Consider the following 24,053-nt stretch of genomic DNA (forward strand, 5'->3'; position numbering starts at 1 on the left):
CTCAGTAGTCCTCCGGGTCGATCTCCAGGACGAGTTCCCCGCCCGAGAACGCCCGCACCAGCCCGTCGGACTCCGAGAGGACGATGGCCACGGCGTTCGTGTCACGGGTGATGGCGCCACCGGCCATATGGCGGGCGCCGAGCCCCTTCGGGATGTCCACACCCTCGGCGGACGGTTCGAGGTAGCGGTACGCGGAGACGATCTTCCCCGAGTCCGAGATGATGAAGGCGCCGTCGAGCCGGGAGAACTCCTTCAGCATCACGTTCACGATGGGGTCGCCGACGTGGACGTGGCTCTTCTCGAACGGGTTGTACGAGAGGGGACGGGACTTGTTCATCACCTTGCCCGCGTCGCCGACGACGAACAGTGCGCCGACGGGTTTCCCCTTCTGTCCCTTCTTCCCGAGCTCGATGGCCACCTCCAGCACGTCACGGATGACCGATGCCTCGGCCCGCGAATCGGCGAACAGCTCGTACACACCCGAGCGGACGAAGTCGCCCGCACGCACGCGGACGAGGCTGTCGATGTCCTCGGCGAAGGTCTTTGCCGCGCACAGCACGGCGTCGCCCTCCTCGATGACGCCGTTCTCGAGGGCGCCCTCCAGTCCGAACCGGATACGCTGGGCCACGTCCGAGAACTCCAGTGGTAACTCGACGTAGTGTTCCGCGTCCACCGTGTTCTCGCCGGAGACCACCACGACAGGCTGGTCCGCGTCCACGACCCGCTCGTAGTAGGACCCGCTCGGGCTGAACAGCAACACGGCTTCCACGCCGTCCGTCATCTCGCCGACCAGGTCGCGCAGGTCGCTCATCGCTCACTACCTCTCGCACGACACGTAAGAGGTTTATGGGCCGTCAGGCGCGCGTCTCACGCGTACCAGTCATCGGACAGGTCCGTGGAACCGGTGACACCACGCTATTTGGTAGCGGGGGGCGAGGTATCCGGCATGGCCACCGACGAATCGCCGGCCACCCGGATGTACCGCCACCGCCACGACACGCTCGTCACCGAGCGCGGCGACCCGACGGACCCGACGCTGGTCTGTGCCCACGGGACGCTGATGGACCGGACGATGTTCGACCCGCAGCTCGATGCGCTCTCGGACGACTACCACGTCCTCGCGTACGACCTGCGGGCGCGGACGGAGCACTACACCGGGCCGTACGACCTGTACGACCTCGCGGACGACTGCGAGGCCCTGCTCGACGCCCGCGGCATCGACTCGTGTACGCTCGCGGGGATGTCGATGGGCGGATTCACCGCGCTCCGGGTCGCCGACCGCTACCCCGAGCGGCTGGACGGCATCGTCATGGTCGACTCCATCGCGCAGCCCCACGAGGAGAGCGACATCGAGCAGTACGGGCAGATGATCGACACCGCCCGCGAGATGGGCGAGGTGCCCGAACCGATGGGGGAGACGGTCCGACACATCCTGTTCGGCGCCACCTCCAATCAGGAGCGGACGGACCTCGTCGACCGCTGGGTCCAGCGATGGCTCACCTACCCCGGGGAGGCCGTCTACCAGGAGGTCTCCTCGTGGCTCGAACGCCCGGATTTCACCGACGAACTCGCCGACATCGAGGTGCCCGTGCTGGCCATCCACGGCGAGGAGGACACCGCGCTGGAGATGGAGAAGGCCGAGGACATGGTCGAACACCTGCCGGACGCGCGACTGGAACCGATTCCGGAGGCCGGCCACTCCTCGAACACGGAGAACCCCGAGGCCGCGAACGCCGCCATCCGGGAGTTCCTCGGAGAAGTGTACTGAGAGCTCAGTGGCGAGCCGGTCCGCAGGATGCGGTGGGGATGGGATTTGAACCCATGAGGCGCGAAGCGCCAGTTGCTCTCAAGGCAACCACCTTGGGCCACTCGGTCACCCCACCTCGTCCCGGGATAACGCCGGGGGTCGCTAAGACCTGTCGGTGCCGGGCGCGTGGCCGTGGCCCGCGGGGGCTACTCCCCCGCGAGTTCCAGCCCGCCCGAGCCGTCGGCGACGACCGGCAGCCCCGAATCGTCCAGCCAGTCGCCGACGTGCGTGGGTACCGGACGCCCCGCAGCCCGGCGCGTCTCGACCTGCAGCAGGGCCTCGGCGAGGTCGGCGCCGGTCTCCAGCACCGGGAGCGAGTTCAGGAAGTCCACCTCGTGGCCGGCATCACCAGCGCGGTCCGTCAGCGTGCGGAGCGCGGGTGGCGTGTACGCTCCCTCGAAGTCGATGGTGTCGGTGAAGCCGGCGAAGTACACCCGGCCCCCGGTCGAGGGGCCGAGGACGACGGGGGTGCGTCGGAGTTTCATCGCGGCCTCGTCGATCTCCTGCCGCGAGCAGAAGGCGGCCGCCGGCTCGGTCACCGCGGCCGAGGCGACCTCCTCCTGCTCCAGCAGGTGCGTGACGGTGTTCCCGGCGCGCCCGGCGAACGTCTCGCCGACCTGTACCTCGAACCGCGCCTCGCCCGGTGCGTCGAGCGCCGGTTCGAGGGCGTCCCGGACCTCTCCCTCGGCGTCCGCGTCCGCGGGAACGTGCTCGTCCGGAATGGCGTCGTCCGGGCGGTAGTTGACCAGCAGGTCGCCGCCGCTCCCCTCGACGGCGGTACAGACATCCCGTAGGGCAGCCGCGTACAGTTCGGCCACGTCGACCTCGGAGAGGGGCGACGTGTCGACGAGGTCGGGGAAGACGAGGCCGGGGCGAGGCGGGTCGGCCAGTACGCAGACGACGGTCATACCGACGGGTGACGCCGACGAGTCTTGAGTTTTATACTCCGGCGGCGTCAGCCAGCAGTATGGACTGGACCCAGCCGCTCGGCTTCCTCTGTGCCCTCGGGGTCGGCCTGACCGTCATCGGCGCACTGCTCTCGCTCGTCACCGGCCCGCTCGCCGGGTCGCGCGCGGTCGCCGCCATCGCCACCGTCGCCGTCGTCGTCGTCAGCGTGGTTGCGATGGTCGGTATCGGCACGCGCTTCAGCGGCGAGTGGCTGGAGAACAGCGGCTACTGGTGAGCCTGCTGACCGCATCGACGCAGTTATCGGCGAAGGGCGCCACTATTTCCCATATATCAGATATATATCCAGAAAGCCCAACCATCCCGCCATATCGGGTGGATATCTCATTGGTGGATAGCTGAGGTGGTTACGAGCGGATTCGGCGACCATCGCCGGACCGTCGACAGGCCGGTAGTGGAGCGGTTCCAAGACTTATGCCGGGCCGTCGACAGACCCCGATATGCGATTCGAAGCCCTCCTGCTGGCGGCACTCCTGTTGCTGGCCGGTTGCAGCGGATTCATCGGCGGCACACCGACAGCGACCTCTGACGGGGCCGACGAGCCGGTCCGGTACGGCATCGCGGTCCAGAGCGACTACCCCGACGAGCAGACGTTCGGCGTCCGCGTCCGCGACGGCGAGTCGACGTTGTTGAACCGCTCGAAGCAGCTCGCGGGCGGCGAGCGGTGGCACGTCGTCAATCTGAGCGCCGAGAACTACGGCGACAGGGAGTACGAACTGCAGCTCCTCGTGGACGGTGAGGTGCGCGGCACCTCGTCGTTCAGCTTCCGGGAGTCCGAGAACGTCGAGCGACGGAGCGGCGCGACGCTACTGGTTCAGGGCCCATCGTCGGCCGAGACCCACGTCTGCGGCGGGAACGTGACCTGCTACCGGACGGCGGTGGACGGGTAGGCCGGGCTCAGTCGGCGCCGACCCGGTCGGCGCCCTCGATGTGGACCAGTTCCTCGACCGGCGGCAGCTCGGCGTCCCGAGAGGTGATGATCTCGATACGCTTGGAGAGCTTCTCGCTGGCGTACTCGACCAGCGGCGTCGAATCGAAGTCGGTGTCGTACTGGTCGTCGTCGACGACGCCCGCGATGTGGGGGAGGAGTTCCTGCAGCGTCTCCTGGATGAGTGCCTCGTCCACGTCCCCGTTCTCGACGTGCTGTTCGACCTTGTGCATCCCGAACCCGACGTGACGGCCCTCGTCGGAGCGGATGCGCGTGATGCCCTCGATGAGGCCGTCGAGCATCGTCTGCTCGCGGTCCTCGTCCTCGAACTGCTCGAACTCCGGGCCCGTATCCGAGTACTGGGCCTGGTAGCCGTAGTAGGCTGTCTGCGCGAGGACGGACTCGACGGCGAGGTGGTAGTGGCAGTAGGCGATGACGCGGTTCCGAACCGTGTTCTCGCCGTCCTCGAGCAGTTTGTGCATCGCGGCCTCGGTCCTGTCGAACAGCTGCTCGTAGGCCTCGTTGAAGAACTCGTCCGCCGTCGGCGGGAGCCGCTCGATACCCCGGGCCTCCGCGACCGGGTCGATGACCTCGCGCCAGTAGCGGTCGAAGAAGACCGCGTGTTTCGCCTCCTCGTAGATCTGACTGGAGACGAACATCTGGTCGTTGATGTCGTCGAGCGCGATGGCCAGCGGCGCGAGGTCCTCGGTCACGGCCTCCTCGCCGGCGCCGAACTTCGCGATGGAGGAACGGAAGCCACGGAACTCCTCGTCGGTCCAGTCCGAATCGAGGATACGCTCGCGGTCCTGTTCGAGCAGTTCTCCCGGGATGTCCTCGTACGGGTCCCAGTGCCGGTAGACGGCGTTCTTGAAGTACCCACCCGCGAACGAGTCGGGGTCCAGTCGCATCGTCCGCTCGCTGTCCGCGTAGCGTGACATACCCTCACGTACGGTGTGGCCAGCATCAAGCCTTCGCCGTGTAATCGAGAGTGGTTAAATACAGAGCGGCGATATCCGGGTTTCCACCGACATTCGGGTCTTCTGACCGCTGATACCCGGGATGGAGTCCCGACGGACTCTCAGTCGGCGTCCCCGTCGGCGAGGTCGGTGAACGTCTCCCGGGCGTTCTCGATGGCGGTCTCGCGCTTCGCGGGGTATGCCTCGACCTTCGCGCGGAGGGTGATGCCCTCGCCGAGTTCCGTGCGACCGCCGAACGCGGCCTGCTTGTCCAGCGAGAGGAAGAAGGAGCAGTTGTCGTCGACCCGGTCGTCGAGTTCGTCGAGGACCCGGTCCATCGCGTCGGCCTCGGCCAGCACGGAGAGGACGTGGCGGATGTCGTCGGCCCGCTCCAGTCGCGTCGAGAACACGAGGATGCGGTCGCCGTTGAACCCCTCCGTCTCCGTCCGCTCCAGCTCCGGCGGGTCCCGCGGGTCGTCGTCGCCCCGCTCGGGGAGGAAGTGGTCGAGCGCGTCCGCCACGCGGTGCTCGTCCTCGGTCGCGTAGCAGAACGTCCGCAGTTCGACGTAGTGGAAGGGGACCGACGCCATCGGGGGCTCGCTACTCCGCCTCGTCGTCGTCCTCGGCACCGCCGACCTCCTCGTCGGGCGCCGCCTCGATGGCGTCCTCGGAGATGCCGGCTTCCTGGCCGTCCTCGAACTGGATCATGTAGGTCGCGTCGCCGAACATCGTCTCGGAGACCTGCGAAACCTCACCGACCTGCCCGTCGTACTCGCTGTGTTCGTCGTTCAGCACGACCGTGTCGCCCTTCTCGAAGCTCATGCCCGCGAGTTCTCCACGGCGGCGCAAAAACACGTTGGTTCACGGCGCACCCGTCGACGGCGCGGACCCACACCGACGGTATCGGAGCCGACGAGCGGGCCGGCGATGGGCGCACCGGAAGCACCGGCGACTGTCGAACGGTTTTTGCGACGGCATGTCGTACCCGTGGCCATGCACTCCCTCGTTCGCCCTCTCTCGCGGTCCGCGACCGCGGGACCTCCGCCAGCGTCGCCGCCGAGACGGTCCACCAGACGCGGGGGGGTCTGATGGCCCTCGACGACCTGTGGTATCTCGCCGACGAGGCCGACCAGCACGCCGAGCAGGCCTACCACCGGCTCCGCGAGCACCACGACGGCTTCCTCGAACGGACCCGCGAGAAACACGTCTCCCGCGGTCGCTTCCGGACGCTCGCGCGCCGCATCCGTGAGACCGGTACCCCGTACGGCGCCCACACCATCGTCTACCGTCCCTCGGGGCAGCTCCTGCTCGTCCGCCACGACGCCGTCGACATGTGGGTGCTCCCGGGCGGCGAGGTGGACCCGGGCGAATCCTTCCAGGAGACGGCCCGCCGCGAGCTCGCAGAGGAGGCCGGTATCGAGGCCGACTACGAGGGGCTCGGCGTGCTCGGCCGCGTGGAGGTCAGTGCCGGGAGCTACGACACGTGGGGGGTGCTCCCGGTGTACGCCGCCCGGGCGGCGGCGACCGGCGCGGAGCCACAGGTCCGGGACCCGGACGGCGAGATCAGTGACGCCCGCTGGTTCGACCGGCTCCCGGAGGACACGCGCGACCGCGACATCCTCCACGCCTGGCGCAGGACGTGGCTCGACTGACGGAGACGGTCGCCGTTACCGGAGGCCCGCGCGTGACACCAGCACCCCGTCGCGGCTGACCGCGACACGGACGTAGCCGCGGACGCCACTGCCGTCCTTCGCGGATGGGAACGTCAGGGTCCGCTCAGAGCTGTCGCCGTCGACGGCCGCACGGACCCGGAACTCACCGGCCCCCGCCATGACCACGGCCGAGGTCTCGCGGGAGCCAGAGGGGACCGTGAACGTCCGGTCGAGTAGCGACTCGGCGCCGGCCGTGGTGACCTGCACGTCGACTGCTTTCTCGAAGTTCGTCTGGTTGAACAGGTGGACGGCCCCGTCGGGGGGTCCCTCGGCCTCCTGGCTGCACCCCGCAGTCAGGAGCGTTCCAGCCGCGAGACCGCCCAGTACTGCCCTGCGCGTCGGGCGCATTACGGATCGGAGCTGTGGTCGACACCCGGGCGTGACTCGGCGTCCATCCGGCGGAGCGTCGCCCGCGCCTGCGAGGCGTCGTAGCCGAACAGCACCCGGTCGCCGTACTCACCGGCGACGCGGACGGCCTTCGTGAGGTCGTCGAGGTCGACGTTGACGGCGTACAGCTCGACGGAGAACGGCGTGTCCAGTTCCGCACACCGGTCGGCCCACGCGGAGGCGAGGATCTCCAGCCAGTAGGTCGTCGAGTACGCCATGTCGTAGATTGGGACGACGAACTCGTCGACGTACTCGGCGAGCGCATCGAGGTCGAGCCCGCTCCGCTCGTACAGGTGGCCGGGGTAGGGGTCGGGATAGACGGTGAGGTAGAGGTCGCCGGGGACGTGCTCGCGGGCCGTGGCGACGAAGTCCGTGATGACCTCGGCGCGCCACGCCTCGCGCTCCTCGAAGCCACTGTCGGCGAACGCCGCGTCACAGCGGTCACAGTGGCAGTACTCCGCGCGCGGCCAGCCCACGTCGTCGAGGCGGACGTCGCCGTTCACCTCGGCACAGTCCTCGACGATGTCGAGCAGGCCGCGCTTGTAGTCCGCGACGGAGGGGTCGATGTAGTCCCAGTCGAAGTAGTCGCGCTCGCGGGTGGCCTTGCGCCCCGCGGGGTCCTCGGGAACGAGGTCCGGATTCCCGGTGGCGGCGGCGTTGTCGGCGAAGCAGGACACCATGTTGACCGCTCCGGCCTCGGGCTCGGAGGGTTTGCCGGCGACGGACTTCACCTCGTAGAACCCGACATCGAACTCCGGCCACTCCAGCTCCTCGGCGTTGCGCGTGACGACCCCGTACTCCATACCCGTCGGTGGCGGGGGCGGACGGTAAGTAGTGTCGTTCGCCGGCGCGGGCAGGGACCCGGCGCCGGGAGCGGTGCGGGAGCGTCGGCCCTACCGGCGCACGAGGTAGATGGCGACGACTGCGAGCAGGACCACCGCGGCAAGCACCTTCTTGGACATAGTTGATGGGTCGTCGGGTCGTAACATAATCCTTGTGGAGGATTCACTCATCGGTCACGTCGCATCCACCGGTCGCGTCGAACTCGTCGGTCGCCCGCGTCCCTTTTCACGCCGAGCGATGTATCGGCGCCCATGAGCAGTGCCAACCGGAGCGACGTGCCGCCGGAGACGGTCGGCGTCTCCCTCGAACCGGAGGGCGTCGAGGTGACCTACACCGACGGCCGGTCGGTGTTCTACCACGGCGTCCCGGAGCGGGCCGAGGAGCGGGTCGTCTCCGCCCCCGGCAAGGAGGTCCACGTCCTCGTCACGGACCCGACCGAGACGGAGGGCGTCATCGTGTACGTCAACGACCGGAAGACCGACGACGAGATCCTCGAATCGACCGGTGTCGGCCGGGTCATCCTGGAGCGCGGGGAGACCGACGCCATCTTCCCCGGTGTCGAGGCCACCAACCAGGGGTACCGTGTCGAGGTGGCCGCCGACCCCGAACAGGCCCGCGGCCGCGTGTTCGTCTTCGTCGAGGACGAGCTCTCCGAGCAGGCCTACGAGATCGTCGCGCCCGACGGCGAGGGCGCCGCCGACGGGAGTGCGCCGGGCGACGGAGCCGAGTGATGCCGCTGCAGAAACGCTGGGAGCCCCTCGAACGGGCCACCGTCGGCAAGGCCCCGGACCGCTACGGCGTCTACGAACTCGGTGACGAGGACGGCACCGTCATCGCCATCGACCACGGCCCCCTCCGGGACGAACTCAAGGAGGTCCTCGCCTACCGGGACGCCGCGAAGGTCCGCTGGGAAGCGTGTCAGAACCGCGAGCACGCCGAACGGCTGGCCGAGGAGCACCGGGAGCGATTGTTATAAACCAATAATCATCGACGTTTCATTTATATTTCCCAATCTACATCTATAAAGATGCCAGATCAGAGAAAACGCCCTTGCGGAAGAACGTGATTCGGCCAGTGGAGACAACTACGGGCATTGCTCCGTGACACCGAAATCCCGTCTTGCATCCACGCGCCGGAGGCGCGCGGTTCACCGCTCCTAGCGTAGCGAGGAGCGGCCTTTCTCTGAACGTTTTTTGGCGTCATCAGAACGCGGCGCGTTCTGATTGCCCGTGGAATCGCAAAGCGATTCCACGACGACGAGTGGTTCCGCGCCTTCGGCGCGGAACCCGAGGCGGAAAAAGCTCTATTCGATCTCGTCGGCGATCTCGTCGGCGTCGATGTCCGCTTCCTCCAGCGCGGCCTCGATGTCGGCCTCGTCGACGTCCTCACCGCCGGGCGCGCCGCCGCCCATGCCGCCCATCATGCCGCCCATGCCACCCATCATGCCACCGGAGCCGTCGAGGATGTCCTGGACGATGATGCGGTCGATGCCCGTCTTCTCGATGATCTCCTGGGCGATCTGGGTCTTCTGCATCATCCACTGCTGGTTCATCGAGAGCTGCGGGTTGGACTCGACGTAGAGGGTGAGCTTCTCGACGGTCTCCGTGACCGTCTCGGGCTCTGCGTCCTCGTCGTCCTCCTCGGGCTCCTCGACAGTGGTCTCCTCGACCTCGTCGGTCTCGAGGTGCATCTCCAGGTCCATGTCGAGGAACATCCCGAACAGGCCCTGGGCGCGCTCGAGCTGGTCGGTGACCTCCTCGAGGATCTCGTAGTCGTACTCGATCTCCTCGCCCGCGAGCGGGTGGTTGAAGTCGACGCGGGCGCGGCCGCCGACGATGGTCTCGAGGACGCCCTGCTCGCCGTCGATCTGGACGCGGGCGCCGGGATAGCGGTCGTCCTCGTCGATCTTGTCGGCCGAAACCGTGCGGACGCGCTCCTCGTCGTACTCGCCGAAGGCCTCCTCGGCGGGGATGGTGACGGAGCCGCTGTCACCGGCCTCGCCGCCGATGATGCCCTCCTCGACCGACTCGAACAGGTGACCGGCGCCGAGCACGATGACGCGCGGCTCGAAGGTGCCCTGGTCGGCGACGCCCTCCTCCTCGGCGACCTCGGGGTCGGTGGTGTCGACCAGCTGGTCGCCCTCGACCGTGCGCGCGGTGTAGTCGATGCGGACGAAGTCCCCGTCCTGAAGCCCCTCGGGCTCCTCCTCGTCGGCCTCCGACTCGGCTTCCGGCTCGGCTACTTCCTCTTCGGTCTCCGCTTCTGTCTCTTCGACGTCCTCGTCGGATTCCTCGCTCATAGCACGACCGACTCCCGACGCATCCTTAACGGTCACGTTTCGGGCCTACAAACCGCATTTCCGTGACCGGGGCGGTCGCATCCGGGTGTTTTTGCCACCGCGCCGCCTCCCAGCGCCCATGTACGAGGTCGAACTCAAGGTCCGGGCCGACCACGACCGGGTCCGGGAGCGACTGGCCGAAGTGGAGGCGACGGACGCCGGTGGCGTCACGCAGGTCGATACCTACTACGACGCCCCGCATCGCGACTTCGCCAGCACCGACGAAGCCCTGCGGCTCCGTCGCGAGACGCCGACCGATACGGTTGACGAGGACACCGATACCAGGGCGGACGGGGCGACGGTGACGAAGCTCACCTACAAGGGCCCGCTCGTCGAGGCCGAGTCGAAGACCCGCCGGGAACACGAGACCGAGGTGCTGGACGACGACGAGGCGATGGCCATCCTTTCGGGACTGGGCTTCGAGCCGGCGGCCACCGTCGAGAAGCACCGTCGGTTCTTCCGGTATGAGGGGTACACGGTGACGCTGGACCGGGTCGACGGGCTGGGCGAGTTCGTCGAGGTCGAGACCGAAGCCGAGGCCGTCGAGGCAGCTCGTGAGGGGGCCATCGCCGTGATGGCTGAACTCGGGCTCGACCCGGACGAGCAGATCCGCACGTCGTATCTCGGCCTGCTGCTCGCCGACGGGTAGCGGTCGCGGCTCGGTTTATGCCCTCCAGTTATTAATTCGGCTGCTGGTGTTTCCGTAGGTTATATGTCCGCGCCAGCGAAACTGCTGGTAATGACCGACCGGAACATCCGCGTAGAGCCCGTCGTGGGCCGCGCGGTCGAGGACCAGGAGGTGGAGATCGTCGAACGGAAGGGGCTCGGCCATCCCGACTCCATCTGCGACGGCATCGCCGAGGCCGTCTCGAAAGCGCTGGCACGGACCTATCTCGAGCGGTTCGGCGAGGTCCTCCATTACAACACCGACGAGACGCAGCTCGTGGCCGGAAGCGCGGCGCCGACCTTCGGTGGCGGCGAGGTGCTGGAACCGATCTATCTCCTCATCACCGGCCGCGCCACGAAGAAGTACGACGGCCAGCGCATCCCCGCCGAGACCATCGCGCTCCGGGCCGCCCGCGAGTACCTCGCCGAGAACTTCCCCGAACTGGACTTCGGGACGGATGTCGTCGTCGACATCAAGCTGGGTGAGGGCAGCGGCGACCTGCAGGACGTCTTCGACGACGAAGGGCGGCGGATTCCGATGGCCAACGACACCTCGTTCGGCGTGGGCCACGCGCCGCTCACCGAGACCGAGCAGGTCGTGCTGGAGACCGAGCGCCAGCTCAACGGCCACTACGCCGACGAGCATCCCGTCGTCGGGCCCGATATCAAGGTGATGGGCAAGCGCGAGGGCGACCACATCGACGTGACGGTCGCGGTCGCCATCATCGACAGCTACGTCGACGGCTACGACGACTACGACGACGCCGTCGCCGGCATCCGCGAGTTCGTCAGCGACCTCGCGGCCGACATCACCGACCGCGAGGTCCGCGTCCACGTCAACACCGCCGACGACTACGACGAGGGCTCCATCTACCTCACCACGACCGGTACCTCGGCCGAGCAGGGCGACGACGGCTCCGTCGGCCGTGGCAACCGCGCCAACGGTCTCATCACCCCGAACCGCTCGATGAGCATGGAGGCCACCTCCGGGAAGAACCCGGTCAACCACATCGGGAAGATCTACAACCTCCTCTCGACCCAGATCGCCGAGAGCGTCGTCGCCGAGGTGGACGGCATCCGGGAAATCCGCATCCGCCTGCTCAGCCAGATCGGCGAGCCCATCGACGACCCCCACGTAGCCGACGCCTCCCTCGTCACCGAGGACGGCGTCTCCGTCGGTGACATCGAGAACGAGGTGAGCCGCATCATCGACCGCGAACTCGCCGACGTGACCAGCATCACCGAGCGCGTCATCGAGGGCGAGCTGACGACGTTCTAGGGCCGTCGCTCCTGCAGGAAAGGGGGTGATTCAGTCGTCCAGACTCCCGTTCAGCTCCGCTTTCAGCTGCCCGAACTCGGCGACACGCTCGGCATGGGCGTTGTGCTGATGGATGGATTCATCGTTGGACTGCTTCATGGTCACGATGGCGTCGTCGGGGAGGTCGAAGCGCTCGACGGTGCCCTCGGCGAGCGAGCGCACGCAGTCCTCGACGAACTTCGCGTTCGCGTGCGAGTGGTAGGTCATGTGGTCCTCGTCCGGGCGCTTGGCCATGTTGTAGATGCGCGCGGACATCGAGTCCCGCGCCACGTCGATGAGGTCCTCAAGGTCGACATCGGGGGAGCCCTTGCTCCGGACCTTCAACGTGGCGTGGCCCCGCTGGGAGTGGCCCGGCTGGGGGACCTCGTCGAGGAACGACTCGACGACCTCATCCTCGACGCCGAGGTCGGCGAGCGTCTCGCGAGCGCGGGCCTCGCTCATCCCCTGCGAACAGGGGCAGACGGTCATCCCCGTGACCGTGGTGCCGACCTCCTCGTGGGTCCCGTCACCGTTCGCGGTGGCTGAGGCGTGGATATCGGCGGTGAACTGCGTGGGGCGGTCGCTCGCGGGAGTGTCCTCGCGCTGGACGTACTCGGCGTCCATGGTCACCTCGGCGCGGGAGGTGTAGTCGTGCTTGTCGAGCAGCCGCTCGGCCACGTCGCCACAGAGGTCCTCGATGCGGACGTGGCGGTCCTCGAGTGCCTCCTCGATGATCTCGTCGACGACCTCCATGTTCCGGCTCATGTCGATACCCTTGCGCCACTTCGGGAGGTCGACGTACACCTCGAACTCCGCCATCAGGACGATGGGGCGGCGCTCGTCGCGGTCGAGCTTGACGAGTTTCTCGACGCCCGTCACACCCACCCGGTTCAGGCCGACGCTCACCTCCGGACGCGAGGCCTGCACGTCCGGGAGTTGCTCACTCATTACCCCGAGAGAGGGCCGCGACGCTGTTAGCACTTACGACACCGGAGACTGGCCATCTCGATACCGTCCGGTGGTTTGCCCGGACTGAACGGGGCGTCAATCCAGTTTGCCCAGCGCGGCGAAGAAGTCCAGCGGCGGCCCCGCGACCCGGAGCGGTTCGTCGGCGCGACGCACGGCGATCTGCGTGGGCGGCGTCACCTCCTCGGAGCGCCGACCGTCGGCAACGACGATGGCGTGTTCGGCCTCCTCGACCCTGATTGTCACGTCGCTATCGGGCCCCAGCACCAGCGACGGCATGGGCGAGCGCGCGCACATCTCCGTCAGCACGAGCGCGTCGGCCCCCGGGTGGACCAGCGGGCCGTCCTCGCTGAGGTTGTACGCTGTACTCCCGGCTGGTGTGGCGACGAGGGCGCCGTCGGCCCGGCTTCCGGCGTACAGCGCCCCATCGACCCGGATCTCGAGGCCGATACCGTTGGCCCGGCCACGCTGGGGGCTCATCACCGCGATCTCGTTGAGGGCCGGCGAGAGCGTCCAGTCGTCGTTCTCGGCCACGACCCGCGGCAGCTCGTAGACGGACGGCTCTCCCCGTCCGCGAATCTCTGAGACCACACCCCGGACGGCATCGACGGCCTCCTCCGGCGGGACGGCGTTGAGGAAGCCGACCTCACCGAGGTTGACGCCCATCATCGGTGTGGTCCCGGCCCCGCGGGCGGCGAACAGAAAGGTCCCGTCGCCGCCGATACTCACGACGAGGTCGCAGGCCGACATCCGGTCGACCGGCACGCCGATGTCGGGCTCTTCGACGGCCTCGGCAGTCGTCTCGTCGAGCGCGATACGCGCCTCCGGAACGGCGCCCCGAATCCGCTCGGCAAGCTCTACGGCCCGGGGGTTATCGCGCTGCGCCACGATGCCGAGATGCATCGGCCGGGCGTTCGCCCCCCGCCGTCAAGAACCCCGCGGGAGCGACCCGGTGGCCGGTGGTCGTCGGGGCGCAGGCCCAGCAGCCGCCGAGTCCGAGGCACGCAGGCCGCTGGCCGGGCAAAGTTAATCAGTTAGAACATCCAACCGGACCGCATGAACGATCGCGCTGACGGAGAGGTGGGGCCGTGAGCGACGAGGGGGACGACGACTGGTTCGAGAGCGGGCTCGACGAGGACGCCTCCTTCGGCGAGGGCGGGGCCCCGGACGCTGGCGGTGGAGGGATGGGCGGTGGTCCTCCAGGTGGGGAGGGTGACGAACTGTTCGAGGAGGACTTCGCCTCGGCGTTCGAGGGCGGCGGCTCCTCGGGCTTCGACGAGGAGTTCGAGTCCGACATCCCGCGGATCGACCTCGGAATCACCGGCCTCGACGAGATGATCCAGGGCGGCGTCCCGGAGCGGTCGCTACTGGTCGTCATCGGCTCGGCCGGGACCGGGAAGACGACGTTCGGCCTCCAGTTCCTCCAGAAGGGCCTCGAGGAGGGCGAGCGCACCGTCTACATCACGCTCGAGGAGTCCCGCGAGGCCATCGTCGAGGCGGCCACCGAGAAGGGCTGGGGGTTCGACGAGTACCTCGAGAACGACCAGCTCGCCATCATCGACCTCGACCCGGTCGAGATGGCCAACTCGCTGGCCTCCATCCGGAGCGACCTGCCCCGGCTCATCGACGAGTTCGAGGCCGACCGGCTGGTGCTGGACTCCGTCTCGCTGCTCGAGATGATGTACGACAACCAGCCCGACCGCCGGACGGAGGTGTTCGACTTCACCAAGGCGCTCAAGAGCGCCGGCGTCACCACCATGGTCACCTCCGAAGCCGACCAGGACAACCCCTACGCCTCACGGCACGGCATCATCGAGTACCTCACCGACGGCGTGTTCGTCCTCCAGTACGTCCGCTCGGAGTTCCGTGAGACCCGCCTAGCCGTCGAGATCCAGAAGATACGGAACGCTAACCACTCCCGCGAGACCAAGCCCTACGAGATCACCAGCGACGGCATCTCGGTGTACCAGCAGGCGAACATCTTCTGAACGAGCTTTTTTCTCGATCGGGTGTCCTCGCGACAAAAACGTTCAGAAAAAAGGCCGGCCTCCGTTCGCTACGCTCACTCCGGCTGGTGAACCGCGCTCGCTCAGGGAGACGTTCCTGCTCGGCCTTCGGCCTGCGCGGGCGTGCGACTCCCACGGCCCTCGCTCACTTCGCTCGCGAGGACTCCGCTCGCGCGGATGCAAGAAATAGGCTCGGTGTTACGGAGTGGTGCCTGTTGCCTGCCTCACGGAGTGGTGTCTGTTGTTTGTGGCCTGAAGCGAGGCTCGTGCGGTGGCCGAGTACCAGCCGCCCTTGTACCCGAGACTATTGCCAAAATCCGAGTATATAGACTGATGAAATTAGTTATACACTTGTTCCCGGAATTTATCCGTTAACTGTTGAATATCTCCGCACCACGACCGACCCGCGTCTGGTAGGCGCGGGCCTCGGTGCCGCGGTCGTCGAACGCGTCGAGCATCGCGTTGGCGATGTCGCGGCGGTCATCCGCGTCGCAGGCCGCGATGACGGTCGGGCCGGCGCCGGAGATGGTGACCCCGCAGGCCCCGGCGGCCATCGCGGCGGTGCAGACCTCGTTGTAGCCGTCGATGAGCTCCGCGCGGGCCGGCGTGACGACCGAGTCGCTCATCCCACGGCCGACGAGTTTCGGGTCGTCGCGCGCCATCCCGGCGGTGAGCGTGGCGGCGTTGGCGACCGTCTCGACCAGCTGGTCGACGGTCGCCGTCTCCGGGACGACCCGGCGGGCGTCGCGCGTGGAGACGACGATCTCGGGGAGGACCGCGACGAGCGGGATGTCCGCGTCGATGCCCGTGACGCCGTCCTCGCGGGCGATGGTGAAACCGCCGATGATGGAGGGCGCGACGTTGTCGGCGTGGGCGGTGCCCGAGACGACCGCCTCGCCCTCCGCGGCGATGGGGACCAGTTCCTCGCGGGTGAGGCCGCGGTCGTACAGTTCGTTGAGCGCGACGGCCGCTGCCGCGGCGCTCGCCGCGGAGGAGCCCAGCCCCGACGCCGGGCGGACACCCTTGTCGATCTGGATGTGCGCGGGGGCATCGAGCGCCTCCGCGACGGCCCCGACGGTGTTCTTCTCCGGGTCCTCTGGGATGTACTGTGAGCCGACGCCGGACACGTCGATGGTGGTCCGGTCGGCCTTCTCCACGCGGATGACATCTGCCGGGCGCTCGAGGGCGACCCCGAACACGTCGAACCCGCTCCCGAGGTTCGCACTCGTGGCCGGCGCCCGGACGGTCAGCATGAGGCCGGATTGTCGGTAGCGTCGCAAAAACTTGGCGACATGTCGGGTGCCCGCCGGCGTTCGGACGCACGCCCCACCGAACCGTTCGCTGGAGTCTCCGGGCACGCCGGCGAAGGTTCAAGTACCGGAACGGGACCAGCACCCCCGTGCTCGGAACTCCTGCCGACGCGTGGTACGTGTGGCTCGGTCTCGCAACCGTGAGCGTGGCGGTCCTCGGAACGGCGACGGGGCTCCCCACGGCGGCCCCGCCCGACCCCACGCCCGTCGCCCGGACGGTCGACGCGGTGGCGTCGAGCCCGCGGCCGGCGACCGCCGAACACCCGCTCGAAGCGACCGCCGTGCGGGTCGACCCGGACGGCATCTCGCTCCGGACGGACGGTGGGTCGGCCCGTGAGTCGCTGGCCTACGGTCCGGTGACGCCGGTCCCGCCGGACGCGTCGCCCTTGCGTGCCGTCCTGACCGGCGACCGACCGGGTCGGGTTCTCGGCTCGCCGACGGCACTCGCGGGGCGCGCTGCCGCCGCCCGACGAACCGACCCGGACTGGCGACCAGCACCCGACCAGCTACTCGTCCGGCGCGTCATCTGGGGGGAGGTCGATGTCACGCTCGTCGGCTGAATGCAGCGGCCCCCGCGGCTGGGAACCCGCCGGCCGTGGGCAGGTGGAGCCGCTCGCGGCCCTGGCGGCCGTCTTCGCGGTGACGGCCGCGCTCGGTCTCTACACGGGGGCACTCCAGGCCGCGCTCCCGGAACCGACCGGTGCCGACCTCGCGCCGACCGCGCTCGATGCGGTCGCCGAGGCGGTGAGCGACCGGACCGGCGTCGTCGACCCGACGCGCCTGTCCGCCGCGCCGGGCGCCGGACCCGAGGGACGCCGACTGAACGCGACGCTCACCGCGGCCGACCGGCGGTGGTGCGCCGGTCCGCCGATACCAGACGCTGCATCCGACCGGGCTGCTCGTCGCATCGCCGTCGACACCGCCGTGAGCCGGACTACCGTGGGCCGACTCCGGGTGGTCGTCTGGTGATCCGTAGCGCCCGCGCCAGGACCGACCGTGCCATCAGCACTGTCGTCGACGTGAGCCTCTGTCTGCTGCTGGTGTCGGCGGCCATCGGGACGCTCGTCCTACCGCAAGCGGTTCCGGGTACACCCCACGACGGCCCCGACCCGTCGGCCACTGCCGAGGCGCTCGCCACGGGGACCGTCTCGGTGTCATACGAGCTCGATACCAGCCATCTGGAAGCCTCCGGCGACCACGCGAGCGGGACCGGCGAGGCGGAGCGGGTCGCTCACGGGAGCTACGCGGAGTTGCTCGCCGAGGCGGCGGTCGAGAACGCGACCCTCGACGGGCGCGTACTCTCCGGCGCCAGCGACGGGTTCGAACGACGGGTCGCCACCGTGGTCCGGAACGCGACCCGCGCGACCGGCGGTCGAACACGCGTCACCGCGACCTGGACCCCCTACCCGGGAGCGCCGACGCGAGGTGTCGCGAGCGCGGGCCCCCGGCCGCCACCGGGGGCGAGCGTGGCAGCCGCGACGCTCACCGTTCCAAGCCGGTTCCGGGCCACACGCGAGCGGGCCCGCCGGGCGGCACGACGCGACGGCTACCCCGGCGTCGCCCGGGCGCTCGCACGAGCCACGGTCGCCGGCTGGTTCCCGCCACAGGACGCCCGGCTCGCGCTCCGTGGCGATTATCCCGTCGACGCGCTGCTGACGCGGCGCTACCGGCGGACAGCCACTGGGCTCGGGACCAACGTGGCCGCCCCCGTCCGGGCGGTCGAGCCACGCCGGGCGAACGCACGGCTCACGACCGCGCTCGCCCGACAGTACGAGACGGACCTGCGGGAGCGGTTCGACTCCCCCACTGCGGCCGCCCGTGCCGTCCGTATCGGCGAGGTCAGGGTGGTGGTCGCCACGTGGTGAACACCCTGGGGACCGACGACCGTGCCCGGGTTCCGTTCGCCCTCGTCGGCGTCGTCCTGCTCGTGACGAGCACCGCGTTCCACGCCTCCCTGGGAGCGGCACCGGCGGTCCGGGAACCGGCGACGGAGGCCGCACTGGAGCGGGCCGGTGCGGCCGCCGTGCCGGCGCTCCGTGTCGCCGTGCGGCAGGCCGCCCGCGCGGCCGCGGCGGACCCGGTTCTGACGACGGCGAACACCACGGCTGGACGGGCGCTGAACGACTCGCACGCGTTCCGGGATGCCCTCCGGCTCCGGATATACCTGTCAGCCGCGACGACGCTCGACACCGTTCACGTCCGGGAGGACTCCGTCCGCGCCAGCACCACGCTACCGGCGGTCGAGGACGACGGAACGAGGGCCCTCCGCCGGACCATCGAGCGGGTCGAACTCCGCCGAACCGGACCGAACGGGACCCGACTCCAGGTCCGGTTGCGGAACGTGAGTCTCCGCGCGACCCGTGACGGCCGGGTGGTAACTCGCGAGTCGTTCGCCCCGAGCGTGACCGTCACGACGCCGGTCCTCGCCATTCACGACCGGACGACGCGGTACCAGCGCCGCCTGGACGCCCGAACGCTATCCCCCGAGAGTGCCGGGGCACGTCTCACCTTCGGGACCTATCTTGCGGCGTACGGCCGCGGCACGGCACAGTGGGCGGGCGCACCGGTCAGCAACGTGCTCGCCAACCGTCATCTCGCGCTCGCCACCGACGCCGCAGTGTACGACGCGCAGGCCCGGACGTTCGGCGCGCGGGACCCGGCGTGGAAGGAGGGATTCGCCACCACGGCCGCACGGACGCTCGGCCAGGACGCCGTCGCCCTCGGCTTCGGGCAGGTCAAGCAGAATCGCTCCCGCGGCACCGCGCGCGCGATGGATACGCTACGGCGGTTCCTGGTGAGCCGGAGTCGGCAGGGGGGTCGGACCGCCGGACCGTTCGAGGACGAACCCGTCACCGTCGATGTCGGTGCCAGTGCCGACAGCGCGCTGGCCGCGATGCTCCGGCAACCGACCGGAGGGACGCGGAACCTCACCGACGTACTCCGAGCGTCTTACACGGTTCGGGCCCGGCTCGCTACGACGACCCGACGAGTCGGAACGAGCCGGTCCGGACAGCGCCGACCCGCGTCCCCCGGCGACTGGCGCCTCGTCGACCACGACCGGCAGGTGGACCGACGGAGCCGCGAGGTCATCGACAACGAGCGGGCCGAGCCTCCGGACCCCCAGGGACGATGGCACCGCCTGTCCTCGGCCCACCGTCGCGTCATCGTTCGGGAGACGGTCGTCCGTCACTGGCGGGACGGGAACCGCACGGTGACGACCAGCCGCACCACCACGACCAGGAACGCGGTCGCCATCGAGGTGTTGGGTCGACACACTCTGCCCGACAGCGATGTCCCACAGCGCCCGGTGCGTCCGATCCACGAACCCGGTGGCGTCCTCGACGGTCCGAACCTCGGAGGTGTCGCGGAACGGGCCACCACCCAGCTGGTGGCGGCCCGTGGTGGCTACGACCGGCTCGCGGCGCGAGCCACGGCCGACGCGGTGAATACGACCGCCGTGCGGGTGGTGGGGCGTCGGCCGCCCGAGCTGGAGCGATGGGTAGTGCGCGACCTCACGGCCCTCAACCGACGTGTTCGAAACGTCTCCGTCCGGACCTCGCGCCGCGACCTGGGGACACTCGCGGCGAGTCCCGCTGCCGACCTCGCGGCCACGCTGCGACAGCAGCGGCGCCCGTTGCTCGACCCGCCACGGACCTACGACGGCGTGTCGGACCGGGCCCGAATCGCCGTCCGAGCGGCCTATCTCGACCGTGTCATCGACCGGCTCGAGGACCGGTCCGACCGCCGGAAGCGTGCCCGCCGGCGATTGAACGACTCGCTCGTCTCCCGGGGGCTCCCCTCGCTGGCACGTATCGAGCGCCAGCGAGCGGTCGCCGCGAATGCGACGGCAGGCAGGGTGCGGCCGTCGTCCGCCACGGGGTCCCGGTTCGTCCCGGACACGACGCCGAACCGGCTCGCGCTCACGGCGGTTTCGCGGCCGGCGGTCGGCCTCCGGGGCGGCGGGACGGTCCGGCCACTCGCCGCCCGGAACCTGAACGTGTTCACGCTGCCGTACGACGACGTCGCGTCGTTCGTCCGGGGTGGAGGGCGGGAGACGGTGTCACTACGAACGGCCGCACGGACCCTGCAGGCTGCGGCGGCACTGAATGACACCCACCCGGCGAACGACACTGTTCACGCGAACGGGTCGTTGCTGACCGCGCGCGGCCACCTCGAGGGCGCCGTGCGCGACGCGAACGGCGCCCTCCGCGAACGGGCCAGGGGGCTCCTCCGGCGGGAAGGTATGGAGGGAGCCACGCGACGACGAGCCGTGGTCGCGTCCGCGCTCGACCGGTGGGACACACCGTCGGCCCGTGCGCTGGCGCTGCTGAACGGGTCGGCAGCGAGCGCCATCGCGGAGACGGCGGTCGACCGGAATCCGAGGCTCGGCCGAACGAGTGCCGACCGGCTCGAACTCCTGCTCCGGGCCGAGCTCCGCCAGGCCAGCGAGGAGGCGGCGGGCCGTGTTCCCCGACGACCGACCGAGCGGACCGGGCGCCTCGTACGCGACCTGATCGACGTGGCGGCCACCGAGGCCGTGAAAGCGACCGCCGAGCGCGGTGCGACAGCCGCCCGGGAACGGCTCTACGAGGGCCCAGCCCGGACGGTTCCCGCCGGACTCCCGGTCCTGCCCCCGGTGCAGCCGTGGTACGCGACGGTCAACGTCTGGTACGTCCGCGTACGCGGGGTCCATCCGTCGCTGGTGGTCAGGGCGAACGGCCGAGGTCGACCGAGACCGCCGCTGGCGTACGAGCGCGACGGCCGGTCGGTCCGGCTCGACGTGGACGACGATGGAACGAGCGAGCGGCTCGGACGGGCGACGCGCGTGTCGTTCGATATCGAGACGACGGTACTCGTGGTGGTCCCGCCGGGTGGCCGCGGCGTCGGCGACACGAACGGGAAGGCCGACGAACGGACCGGGTGGCCGGCGCCTCGCCCGTGAGTCCCGGGGCCGCGGGGCCGCGGGTGGCGCGCCCGACCGGGACGCGAGGCGACCCGTGACCCAGCGACCTTATACGTTCACCGCGTACGCCTCCCCGTGTTCCACGACGTTGTACCGAACCCCGACGAACTGGGGCCGGACGAACTGTACGAGCGCTACGAGGCCGAACTGGTGGCGGTCATCGAGGCCCACGGCGTCGAGACGGTAGCCGACGAAAGCGGAATCGACGCGGCGACCCTGCGCGCGCTGCGCGAGGAGGAGTCTCCCGACCTCGACCACGAGGACGCCGCGGCGATACTCGCGGTGGACGCCGACATCGACCCGGACACGGCCGTCCAGCTCGACCGCGACGCCCTGCTGATGGGGATGACCAACGCCGTCCTGGACGTGGAGGCACTCGCCGCGGAGACCGGCGGGGCCCTTGAGGGGCGCGAGATCCAGTCGAAGGTCGAGGGCCGCTTCCCGATGACGCTCCGGGAGTTCGCACTGCTCCACGCGACCATCCAGGCACGGAGCCCCTGACGTGCGCGTCTGTATCCTCGGCTGTGGCTACGTCGGGCTGGAACTCGCCCGACAGCTCCAGCCGGACCACGAGGTGGTCGGCGTCAGGCGGTCCGCGGACGGCACAGAGGCCGTCGAAGGAACCGGTGCGACCGCGGTCCGGGCGGACGTGACCGACGCGGGCGACCTGGCGGCCGTGCCGGACGCCGACGCACTCGTCTTCGCCGCGAGTTCGGGCGGCCGTGGCGCCGAGGCCGCCCGCGAGGTCTACGTCGACGGCCTCCGGACGGCCATCGAGACGTTCGGCGCGCGTGACGACGCGCCGGACCAGCTGGTGTACACCTCCAGCACGGGCGTCTACGGCGACCACGACGGCGGCTGGGTCGACGAGACGACGCCGCTCGACCCGACGACGGAGAAGACGCGCGTCCTCGCCGAGGCCGAACGGGTCGCCCGGGAGGTCGCCGCCGAGTACGGCATCGACGGGCGCGTCGCCCGGTTCGCCGGCCTCTACGGGCCGGACCGCTACCGGCTGGAGCGCTACATCGAGGGACCGGTGACGGCGGGGTATCTGAACATGCTCCACCGCGACGATGCCGCCGGCGTCGTCCGGTTCATGCTGGAGGACAGCGACGAGGACCTCCTGCTCGCCGTCGACGACGAGCCGGTCGACAAGCACGCGTTCGCGGACTGGCTGGCCGACGAGTGTGGTGTCGACCGCCCGCCGAAGCGGAGCAAGGACGAACGGCTCGACGACCCCGGCCTCTCGGCGGCGGCACGGCGGCGCATCCTGACGAGCAAGCGCTGCTCGAACGACCGCCTCCGCGACCTCGGCTACGAGTTCCGGTTCCCGACGTTCCGCGAGGGGTATCGGGCGGCCATCGAGGCGTATCGCGACTGAGGTCTGGGGGGCGACCCCCGGGCATTTTTCGCCGTTTCTGAGCCATCACTGGAGCGTTTCCGGGATGAATCTCCCGCAACCAAGGGTACGTTTCAGGTGGAGGGGAAGCTTCATTTCCCCTCGACAACAAGCCGCACGGGAGATGGGTCTCGTGAGTGGGAGGACCGTGCCAGCGGCTGCGGACGCCATCGGTCCACCACCCGGAGTCGACCCCGTTCTGCTCGGCGGCGTCGCCGTCGTCATCCTCGCGGCGGCCGGTGCCGTCCTCTTCGTGAAGGTGCGTGCGGCCCGGACACCGGGGCGCCGACTCCGCGCCACGCTGGCGGCCAGCGACGAGATCGCGGTGCTAACACATCCGAACCCGGACCCCGACGCCCTCGCCTGTGCGCTGGCGGTTCGGGAGCTAGCCGAGACGGTCGAGACGGAGACCACCATCTACTACCCCGGCGAGATACGCCACGAGGAGAACCTCGCGCTCGTCAGCGAGCTGGGTATCCAGGCGACCCGGCTCCGGGACGCCAGCGACCTCGCCGAACGGGACGTGGTGCTGGTCGACCACAACCAGCCCCGCGGGTTCGCGGGCGCCGGCGGGGTCGAGGCCTACGCGGTCATCGACCACCACCCCGGCGACGGCGAGGGGGCGGCGTTCACCGACGTTCGTCCGGAGTACGGCGCCTGCGCGAGCCTCATGGCCGAGTACCTGCAGAAACTGGGCTGGCAGACCACCGACGACGGCGGGGACGACTCGCAGCCGTCGATGCCGGAATCGCTGGCGACGGCACTGGTGTACGGCATCCGGGCCGACACGGCTGGTTTCACACGCGGCTGTACGGCGGCGGAGTTCGACGCGGCGGCCTACTGTTCCTCGCGTGCCGACCCCGACACCATCGAGCGCGTAGCGACCCCACCGATGTCACCGGAGACGATGGACGTGCGGGCACGAGCCGTGCTGGACCGCGTCCAGCGGGGGGCGTTCGTCTGTACCCACGCCGGGGAGGTTCCGAGCCCGGACGCGGTCGCCCAGGCCGCCGACGACCTGCTCCGGATGAAGGAGGTCCGGGCGGTGGTCGTCAGCGGGACGTGTGATGGGACGCTCCACCTCTCCGGCCGCGCCATCGAGGGGAGCGTCGATATCGGCGAGACGCTCTCGACGGCCATCGAGGGCATCCCGATGGCGGACGCGGGCGGCCACGCCCGGATGGGTGGCGGGCAGCTCTCCGTCGACCACATGGCCGGGCTCGGCCCGGGCGACGGCGTGAGCATCGAGCGGTTCTTCGAGAGTATCTTCGCCGTCATGGCGAGTCAGGACCCCGAGGGCGCCCCCGACGAGATGGCCGAGCCGGTCGACCCGGGGACGGTCGGGGCGAGTGAGGTGGATGCCGGGGAAGCGCCGGCGGCCGTCGACAGCGACGACGAGGGGGATGCCGGAGAGCCCGTCGACAAGCCCGAAGCCAGCGGCGGCGACTGACCCTGACGGGGCGCTCGGCCGGACCCGGAAACGTTTAACCGCCGCGCCCGGAAGCCGGG

At 69.6% G+C, this 24,053-nt stretch carries 27 protein-coding genes and 1 tRNA gene; 16 read left to right on the top strand and 12 right to left on the bottom strand.

Annotation, left to right across the window (positions count from 1 at the left end; translation table 11 throughout):
* Window position 1: 1 nt before the first annotated feature.
* A complete protein-coding gene (dacZ, locus tag NL114_RS19970) occupies window positions 2-811 on the bottom strand; it encodes a diadenylate cyclase DacZ (protein WP_254822674.1) in 810 nt (269 codons plus the stop codon).
* A 135-nt stretch (window positions 812-946) separates the two neighbouring features.
* On the opposite strand from dacZ, the gene NL114_RS19975 reads away from it, so the two are divergent.
* Window positions 947-1,768: an alpha/beta fold hydrolase gene (locus NL114_RS19975; RefSeq protein WP_254822675.1), complete on the top strand. Its 822-nt coding sequence runs from the start codon at window positions 947-949 to the stop codon at window positions 1,766-1,768.
* Between the two features lie 30 nt (window positions 1,769-1,798).
* Here the strand turns inward: NL114_RS19975 and NL114_RS19980 are convergent.
* Both NL114_RS19980 and NL114_RS19985 read right to left on the bottom strand, forming a co-directional pair.
* A tRNA-Ser gene (locus NL114_RS19980) sits at window positions 1,799-1,883 on the bottom strand.
* A gap of 70 nt (window positions 1,884-1,953) precedes the next feature.
* Window positions 1,954-2,715 carry a hypothetical protein gene (locus NL114_RS19985; RefSeq protein ID WP_254822676.1) on the bottom strand — a complete coding sequence of 254 codons (762 nt, stop codon included), beginning with the start codon at window positions 2,713-2,715 and terminating at the stop codon, window positions 1,954-1,956.
* 59 nt (window positions 2,716-2,774) lie between these two features.
* Between NL114_RS19985 and NL114_RS19990 the strand changes: the two genes are divergently transcribed.
* Window positions 2,775-2,990 carry a hypothetical protein gene (locus NL114_RS19990; protein ID WP_254822677.1) on the top strand — a complete coding sequence of 72 codons (216 nt, stop codon included), beginning with the start codon at window positions 2,775-2,777 and terminating at the stop codon, window positions 2,988-2,990.
* A gap of 223 nt (window positions 2,991-3,213) precedes the next feature.
* Complete coding sequence (locus tag NL114_RS19995; RefSeq protein WP_254822678.1) at window positions 3,214-3,663, top strand: hypothetical protein; 450 nt, start codon at window positions 3,214-3,216, stop codon at window positions 3,661-3,663.
* Window positions 3,664-3,670: 7 nt separating this feature from the next.
* Here NL114_RS19995 and NL114_RS20000 read toward each other — a convergent pair whose 3' ends face one another.
* The 3 genes from NL114_RS20000 to NL114_RS20010 all read right to left on the bottom strand — a co-directional run bounded on the left by NL114_RS20000 (window position 3,671) and on the right by NL114_RS20010 (window position 5,479).
* A complete protein-coding gene (locus tag NL114_RS20000; RefSeq protein WP_254822679.1) occupies window positions 3,671-4,639 on the bottom strand; it encodes a ferritin family protein in 969 nt (322 codons plus the stop codon).
* Between the two features lie 140 nt (window positions 4,640-4,779).
* The gene (locus NL114_RS20005; protein ID WP_254822680.1) at window positions 4,780-5,247 is read right to left on the bottom strand and encodes an RNA-binding protein; all 468 of its coding nucleotides are present in this window, start codon (window positions 5,245-5,247) and stop codon (window positions 4,780-4,782) included.
* A gap of 10 nt (window positions 5,248-5,257) precedes the next feature.
* On the bottom strand, window positions 5,258-5,479 hold the full coding sequence (locus NL114_RS20010) for a DUF1918 domain-containing protein (RefSeq protein ID WP_254822681.1): 222 nt from the start codon (window positions 5,477-5,479) through the stop codon (window positions 5,258-5,260).
* 266 nt (window positions 5,480-5,745) lie between these two features.
* Between NL114_RS20010 and NL114_RS20015 the strand changes: the two genes are divergently transcribed.
* Window positions 5,746-6,309, top strand: a complete 564-nt coding sequence (locus NL114_RS20015) for an NUDIX hydrolase (protein ID WP_254822682.1) — start codon at window positions 5,746-5,748, stop codon at window positions 6,307-6,309.
* 15 nt (window positions 6,310-6,324) lie between these two features.
* Here NL114_RS20015 and NL114_RS20020 read toward each other — a convergent pair whose 3' ends face one another.
* Together NL114_RS20020 and NL114_RS20025 are read right to left on the bottom strand one after the other, a co-directional pair.
* Window positions 6,325-6,717: an Ig-like domain-containing protein gene (locus tag NL114_RS20020; RefSeq protein ID WP_254822683.1), complete on the bottom strand. Its 393-nt coding sequence runs from the start codon at window positions 6,715-6,717 to the stop codon at window positions 6,325-6,327.
* Window positions 6,717-7,559, bottom strand: coding sequence for a hypothetical protein (locus NL114_RS20025; RefSeq protein ID WP_254822684.1), 843 nt, complete (start codon window positions 7,557-7,559; stop codon window positions 6,717-6,719). The genes NL114_RS20020 and NL114_RS20025 overlap by 1 nt, the downstream gene beginning before the upstream one ends.
* A 291-nt stretch (window positions 7,560-7,850) precedes the next feature.
* Here NL114_RS20025 and NL114_RS20030 point away from each other — a divergent pair, with 291 nt between their 5' ends.
* Complete coding sequence (locus NL114_RS20030) at window positions 7,851-8,330, top strand: DUF5796 family protein (RefSeq protein WP_254822685.1); 480 nt, start codon at window positions 7,851-7,853, stop codon at window positions 8,328-8,330.
* Window positions 8,330-8,575 (top strand): DUF7508 domain-containing protein, encoded by a 246-nt coding sequence (locus tag NL114_RS20035; protein ID WP_254822686.1) that lies wholly within the window; start codon window positions 8,330-8,332, stop codon window positions 8,573-8,575. Before NL114_RS20030 ends, NL114_RS20035 begins: the two co-directional genes overlap by 1 nt.
* 327 nt (window positions 8,576-8,902) lie before the next feature.
* Here NL114_RS20035 and NL114_RS20040 read toward each other — a convergent pair whose 3' ends face one another.
* Window positions 8,903-9,898 carry an FKBP-type peptidyl-prolyl cis-trans isomerase gene (locus NL114_RS20040; RefSeq protein ID WP_254822687.1) on the bottom strand — a complete coding sequence of 332 codons (996 nt, stop codon included), beginning with the start codon at window positions 9,896-9,898 and terminating at the stop codon, window positions 8,903-8,905.
* A 118-nt stretch (window positions 9,899-10,016) separates the two neighbouring features.
* Here NL114_RS20040 and cyaB point away from each other — a divergent pair, with 118 nt between their 5' ends.
* Both cyaB and NL114_RS20050 read left to right on the top strand, forming a co-directional pair.
* Complete coding sequence (gene cyaB, locus NL114_RS20045; RefSeq protein ID WP_254822688.1) at window positions 10,017-10,586, top strand: class IV adenylate cyclase; 570 nt, start codon at window positions 10,017-10,019, stop codon at window positions 10,584-10,586.
* A gap of 90 nt (window positions 10,587-10,676) precedes the next feature.
* Complete coding sequence (locus NL114_RS20050) at window positions 10,677-11,882, top strand: methionine adenosyltransferase (protein WP_254822689.1); 1,206 nt, start codon at window positions 10,677-10,679, stop codon at window positions 11,880-11,882.
* Window positions 11,883-11,912: 30 nt separating this feature from the next.
* Here NL114_RS20050 and mptA read toward each other — a convergent pair whose 3' ends face one another.
* Window positions 11,913-12,848 (bottom strand): GTP cyclohydrolase MptA, encoded by a 936-nt coding sequence (gene mptA / locus NL114_RS20055; RefSeq protein WP_254822690.1) that lies wholly within the window; start codon window positions 12,846-12,848, stop codon window positions 11,913-11,915.
* Between the two features lie 96 nt (window positions 12,849-12,944).
* On the bottom strand, window positions 12,945-13,769 hold the full coding sequence (locus NL114_RS20060) for an NAD(+)/NADH kinase (RefSeq protein ID WP_254822691.1): 825 nt from the start codon (window positions 13,767-13,769) through the stop codon (window positions 12,945-12,947).
* 185 nt (window positions 13,770-13,954) lie between these two features.
* Between NL114_RS20060 and NL114_RS20065 the strand changes: the two genes are divergently transcribed.
* Entirely contained in the window at window positions 13,955-14,854 is a 900-nt protein-coding gene (locus NL114_RS20065; protein WP_254822692.1) for a KaiC domain-containing protein, read from the top strand.
* A 389-nt stretch (window positions 14,855-15,243) separates the two neighbouring features.
* Here the strand turns inward: NL114_RS20065 and NL114_RS20070 are convergent, their stop codons facing one another.
* A complete protein-coding gene (locus NL114_RS20070; RefSeq protein ID WP_254822693.1) occupies window positions 15,244-16,125 on the bottom strand; it encodes a homoserine kinase in 882 nt (293 codons plus the stop codon).
* A 146-nt stretch (window positions 16,126-16,271) separates the two neighbouring features.
* On the opposite strand from NL114_RS20070, the gene NL114_RS20075 reads away from it, so the two are divergent.
* The 7 genes from NL114_RS20075 to NL114_RS20105 all read left to right on the top strand — a co-directional run bounded on the left by NL114_RS20075 (window position 16,272) and on the right by NL114_RS20105 (window position 23,994).
* Entirely contained in the window at window positions 16,272-16,742 is a 471-nt protein-coding gene (locus tag NL114_RS20075) for a DUF7283 family protein (protein WP_254822694.1), read from the top strand.
* Window positions 16,723-17,151: a DUF7285 family protein gene (locus NL114_RS20080; RefSeq protein WP_254822695.1), complete on the top strand. Its 429-nt coding sequence runs from the start codon at window positions 16,723-16,725 to the stop codon at window positions 17,149-17,151. Before NL114_RS20075 ends, NL114_RS20080 begins: the two co-directional genes overlap by 20 nt.
* Complete coding sequence (locus NL114_RS20085) at window positions 17,148-18,047, top strand: DUF7284 family protein (RefSeq protein ID WP_254822696.1); 900 nt, start codon at window positions 17,148-17,150, stop codon at window positions 18,045-18,047. Before NL114_RS20080 ends, NL114_RS20085 begins: the two co-directional genes overlap by 4 nt.
* Window positions 18,041-21,124 (top strand): DUF7286 family protein, encoded by a 3,084-nt coding sequence (locus NL114_RS20090; protein WP_254822697.1) that lies wholly within the window; start codon window positions 18,041-18,043, stop codon window positions 21,122-21,124. Before NL114_RS20085 ends, NL114_RS20090 begins: the two co-directional genes overlap by 7 nt.
* A 96-nt stretch (window positions 21,125-21,220) precedes the next feature.
* A complete protein-coding gene (locus tag NL114_RS20095) occupies window positions 21,221-21,646 on the top strand; it encodes a DUF5791 family protein (protein ID WP_254822698.1) in 426 nt (141 codons plus the stop codon).
* Window position 21,647: 1 nt separating this feature from the next.
* The gene (locus tag NL114_RS20100) at window positions 21,648-22,526 is read left to right on the top strand and encodes an SDR family oxidoreductase (RefSeq protein WP_254822699.1); all 879 of its coding nucleotides are present in this window, start codon (window positions 21,648-21,650) and stop codon (window positions 22,524-22,526) included.
* 151 nt (window positions 22,527-22,677) lie between these two features.
* Window positions 22,678-23,994, top strand: a complete 1,317-nt coding sequence (locus NL114_RS20105; RefSeq protein WP_254822700.1) for a DHH family phosphoesterase — start codon at window positions 22,678-22,680, stop codon at window positions 23,992-23,994.
* Window positions 23,995-24,053: the final 59 nt, after the last annotated feature.

It is taken from the genome of Haloglomus halophilum, from assembly GCF_024298885.1.
In the GTDB taxonomy this organism is placed as follows: Archaea; Halobacteriota; Halobacteria; order Halobacteriales; family Haloarculaceae; genus Haloglomus; species Haloglomus halophilum.

Excerpts from the sequence above, each read along its gene's own strand:
- NL114_RS19990 (WP_254822677.1), top strand. The coding sequence starts at position 2,775 with ATGGACTGGACCCAGCCGCTCGGCTTCCTCTGTGCCCTCGGGGTCGGC.
- NL114_RS19975 (WP_254822675.1), top strand. The coding sequence starts at position 947 with ATGGCCACCGACGAATCGCCGGCCACCCGGATGTACCGCCACCGCCAC.
- NL114_RS20050 (WP_254822689.1), top strand. The coding sequence starts at position 10,677 with ATGACCGACCGGAACATCCGCGTAGAGCCCGTCGTGGGCCGCGCGGTC.
- NL114_RS20070 (WP_254822693.1), bottom strand. The coding sequence starts at position 16,125 with ATGCTGACCGTCCGGGCGCCGGCCACGAGTGCGAACCTCGGGAGCGGG.
- NL114_RS20080 (WP_254822695.1), top strand. The coding sequence starts at position 16,723 with ATGTCACGCTCGTCGGCTGAATGCAGCGGCCCCCGCGGCTGGGAACCC.
- NL114_RS20060 (WP_254822691.1), bottom strand. The coding sequence starts at position 13,769 with ATGCATCTCGGCATCGTGGCGCAGCGCGATAACCCCCGGGCCGTAGAG.
- dacZ (WP_254822674.1), bottom strand. The coding sequence starts at position 811 with ATGAGCGACCTGCGCGACCTGGTCGGCGAGATGACGGACGGCGTGGAA.
- NL114_RS20030 (WP_254822685.1), top strand. The coding sequence starts at position 7,851 with ATGAGCAGTGCCAACCGGAGCGACGTGCCGCCGGAGACGGTCGGCGTC.
- NL114_RS19995 (WP_254822678.1), top strand. The coding sequence starts at position 3,214 with ATGCGATTCGAAGCCCTCCTGCTGGCGGCACTCCTGTTGCTGGCCGGT.
- cyaB (WP_254822688.1), top strand. The coding sequence starts at position 10,017 with ATGTACGAGGTCGAACTCAAGGTCCGGGCCGACCACGACCGGGTCCGG.
- NL114_RS20005 (WP_254822680.1), bottom strand. The coding sequence starts at position 5,247 with ATGGCGTCGGTCCCCTTCCACTACGTCGAACTGCGGACGTTCTGCTAC.
- NL114_RS20035 (WP_254822686.1), top strand. The coding sequence starts at position 8,330 with ATGCCGCTGCAGAAACGCTGGGAGCCCCTCGAACGGGCCACCGTCGGC.
- NL114_RS20040 (WP_254822687.1), bottom strand. The coding sequence starts at position 9,898 with ATGAGCGAGGAATCCGACGAGGACGTCGAAGAGACAGAAGCGGAGACC.
- NL114_RS20000 (WP_254822679.1), bottom strand. The coding sequence starts at position 4,639 with ATGTCACGCTACGCGGACAGCGAGCGGACGATGCGACTGGACCCCGAC.
- mptA (WP_254822690.1), bottom strand. The coding sequence starts at position 12,848 with ATGAGTGAGCAACTCCCGGACGTGCAGGCCTCGCGTCCGGAGGTGAGC.
- NL114_RS20015 (WP_254822682.1), top strand. The coding sequence starts at position 5,746 with ATGGCCCTCGACGACCTGTGGTATCTCGCCGACGAGGCCGACCAGCAC.
- NL114_RS20025 (WP_254822684.1), bottom strand. The coding sequence starts at position 7,559 with ATGGAGTACGGGGTCGTCACGCGCAACGCCGAGGAGCTGGAGTGGCCG.
- NL114_RS20010 (WP_254822681.1), bottom strand. The coding sequence starts at position 5,479 with ATGAGCTTCGAGAAGGGCGACACGGTCGTGCTGAACGACGAACACAGC.
- NL114_RS20020 (WP_254822683.1), bottom strand. The coding sequence starts at position 6,717 with ATGCGCCCGACGCGCAGGGCAGTACTGGGCGGTCTCGCGGCTGGAACG.
- NL114_RS19985 (WP_254822676.1), bottom strand. The coding sequence starts at position 2,715 with ATGACCGTCGTCTGCGTACTGGCCGACCCGCCTCGCCCCGGCCTCGTC.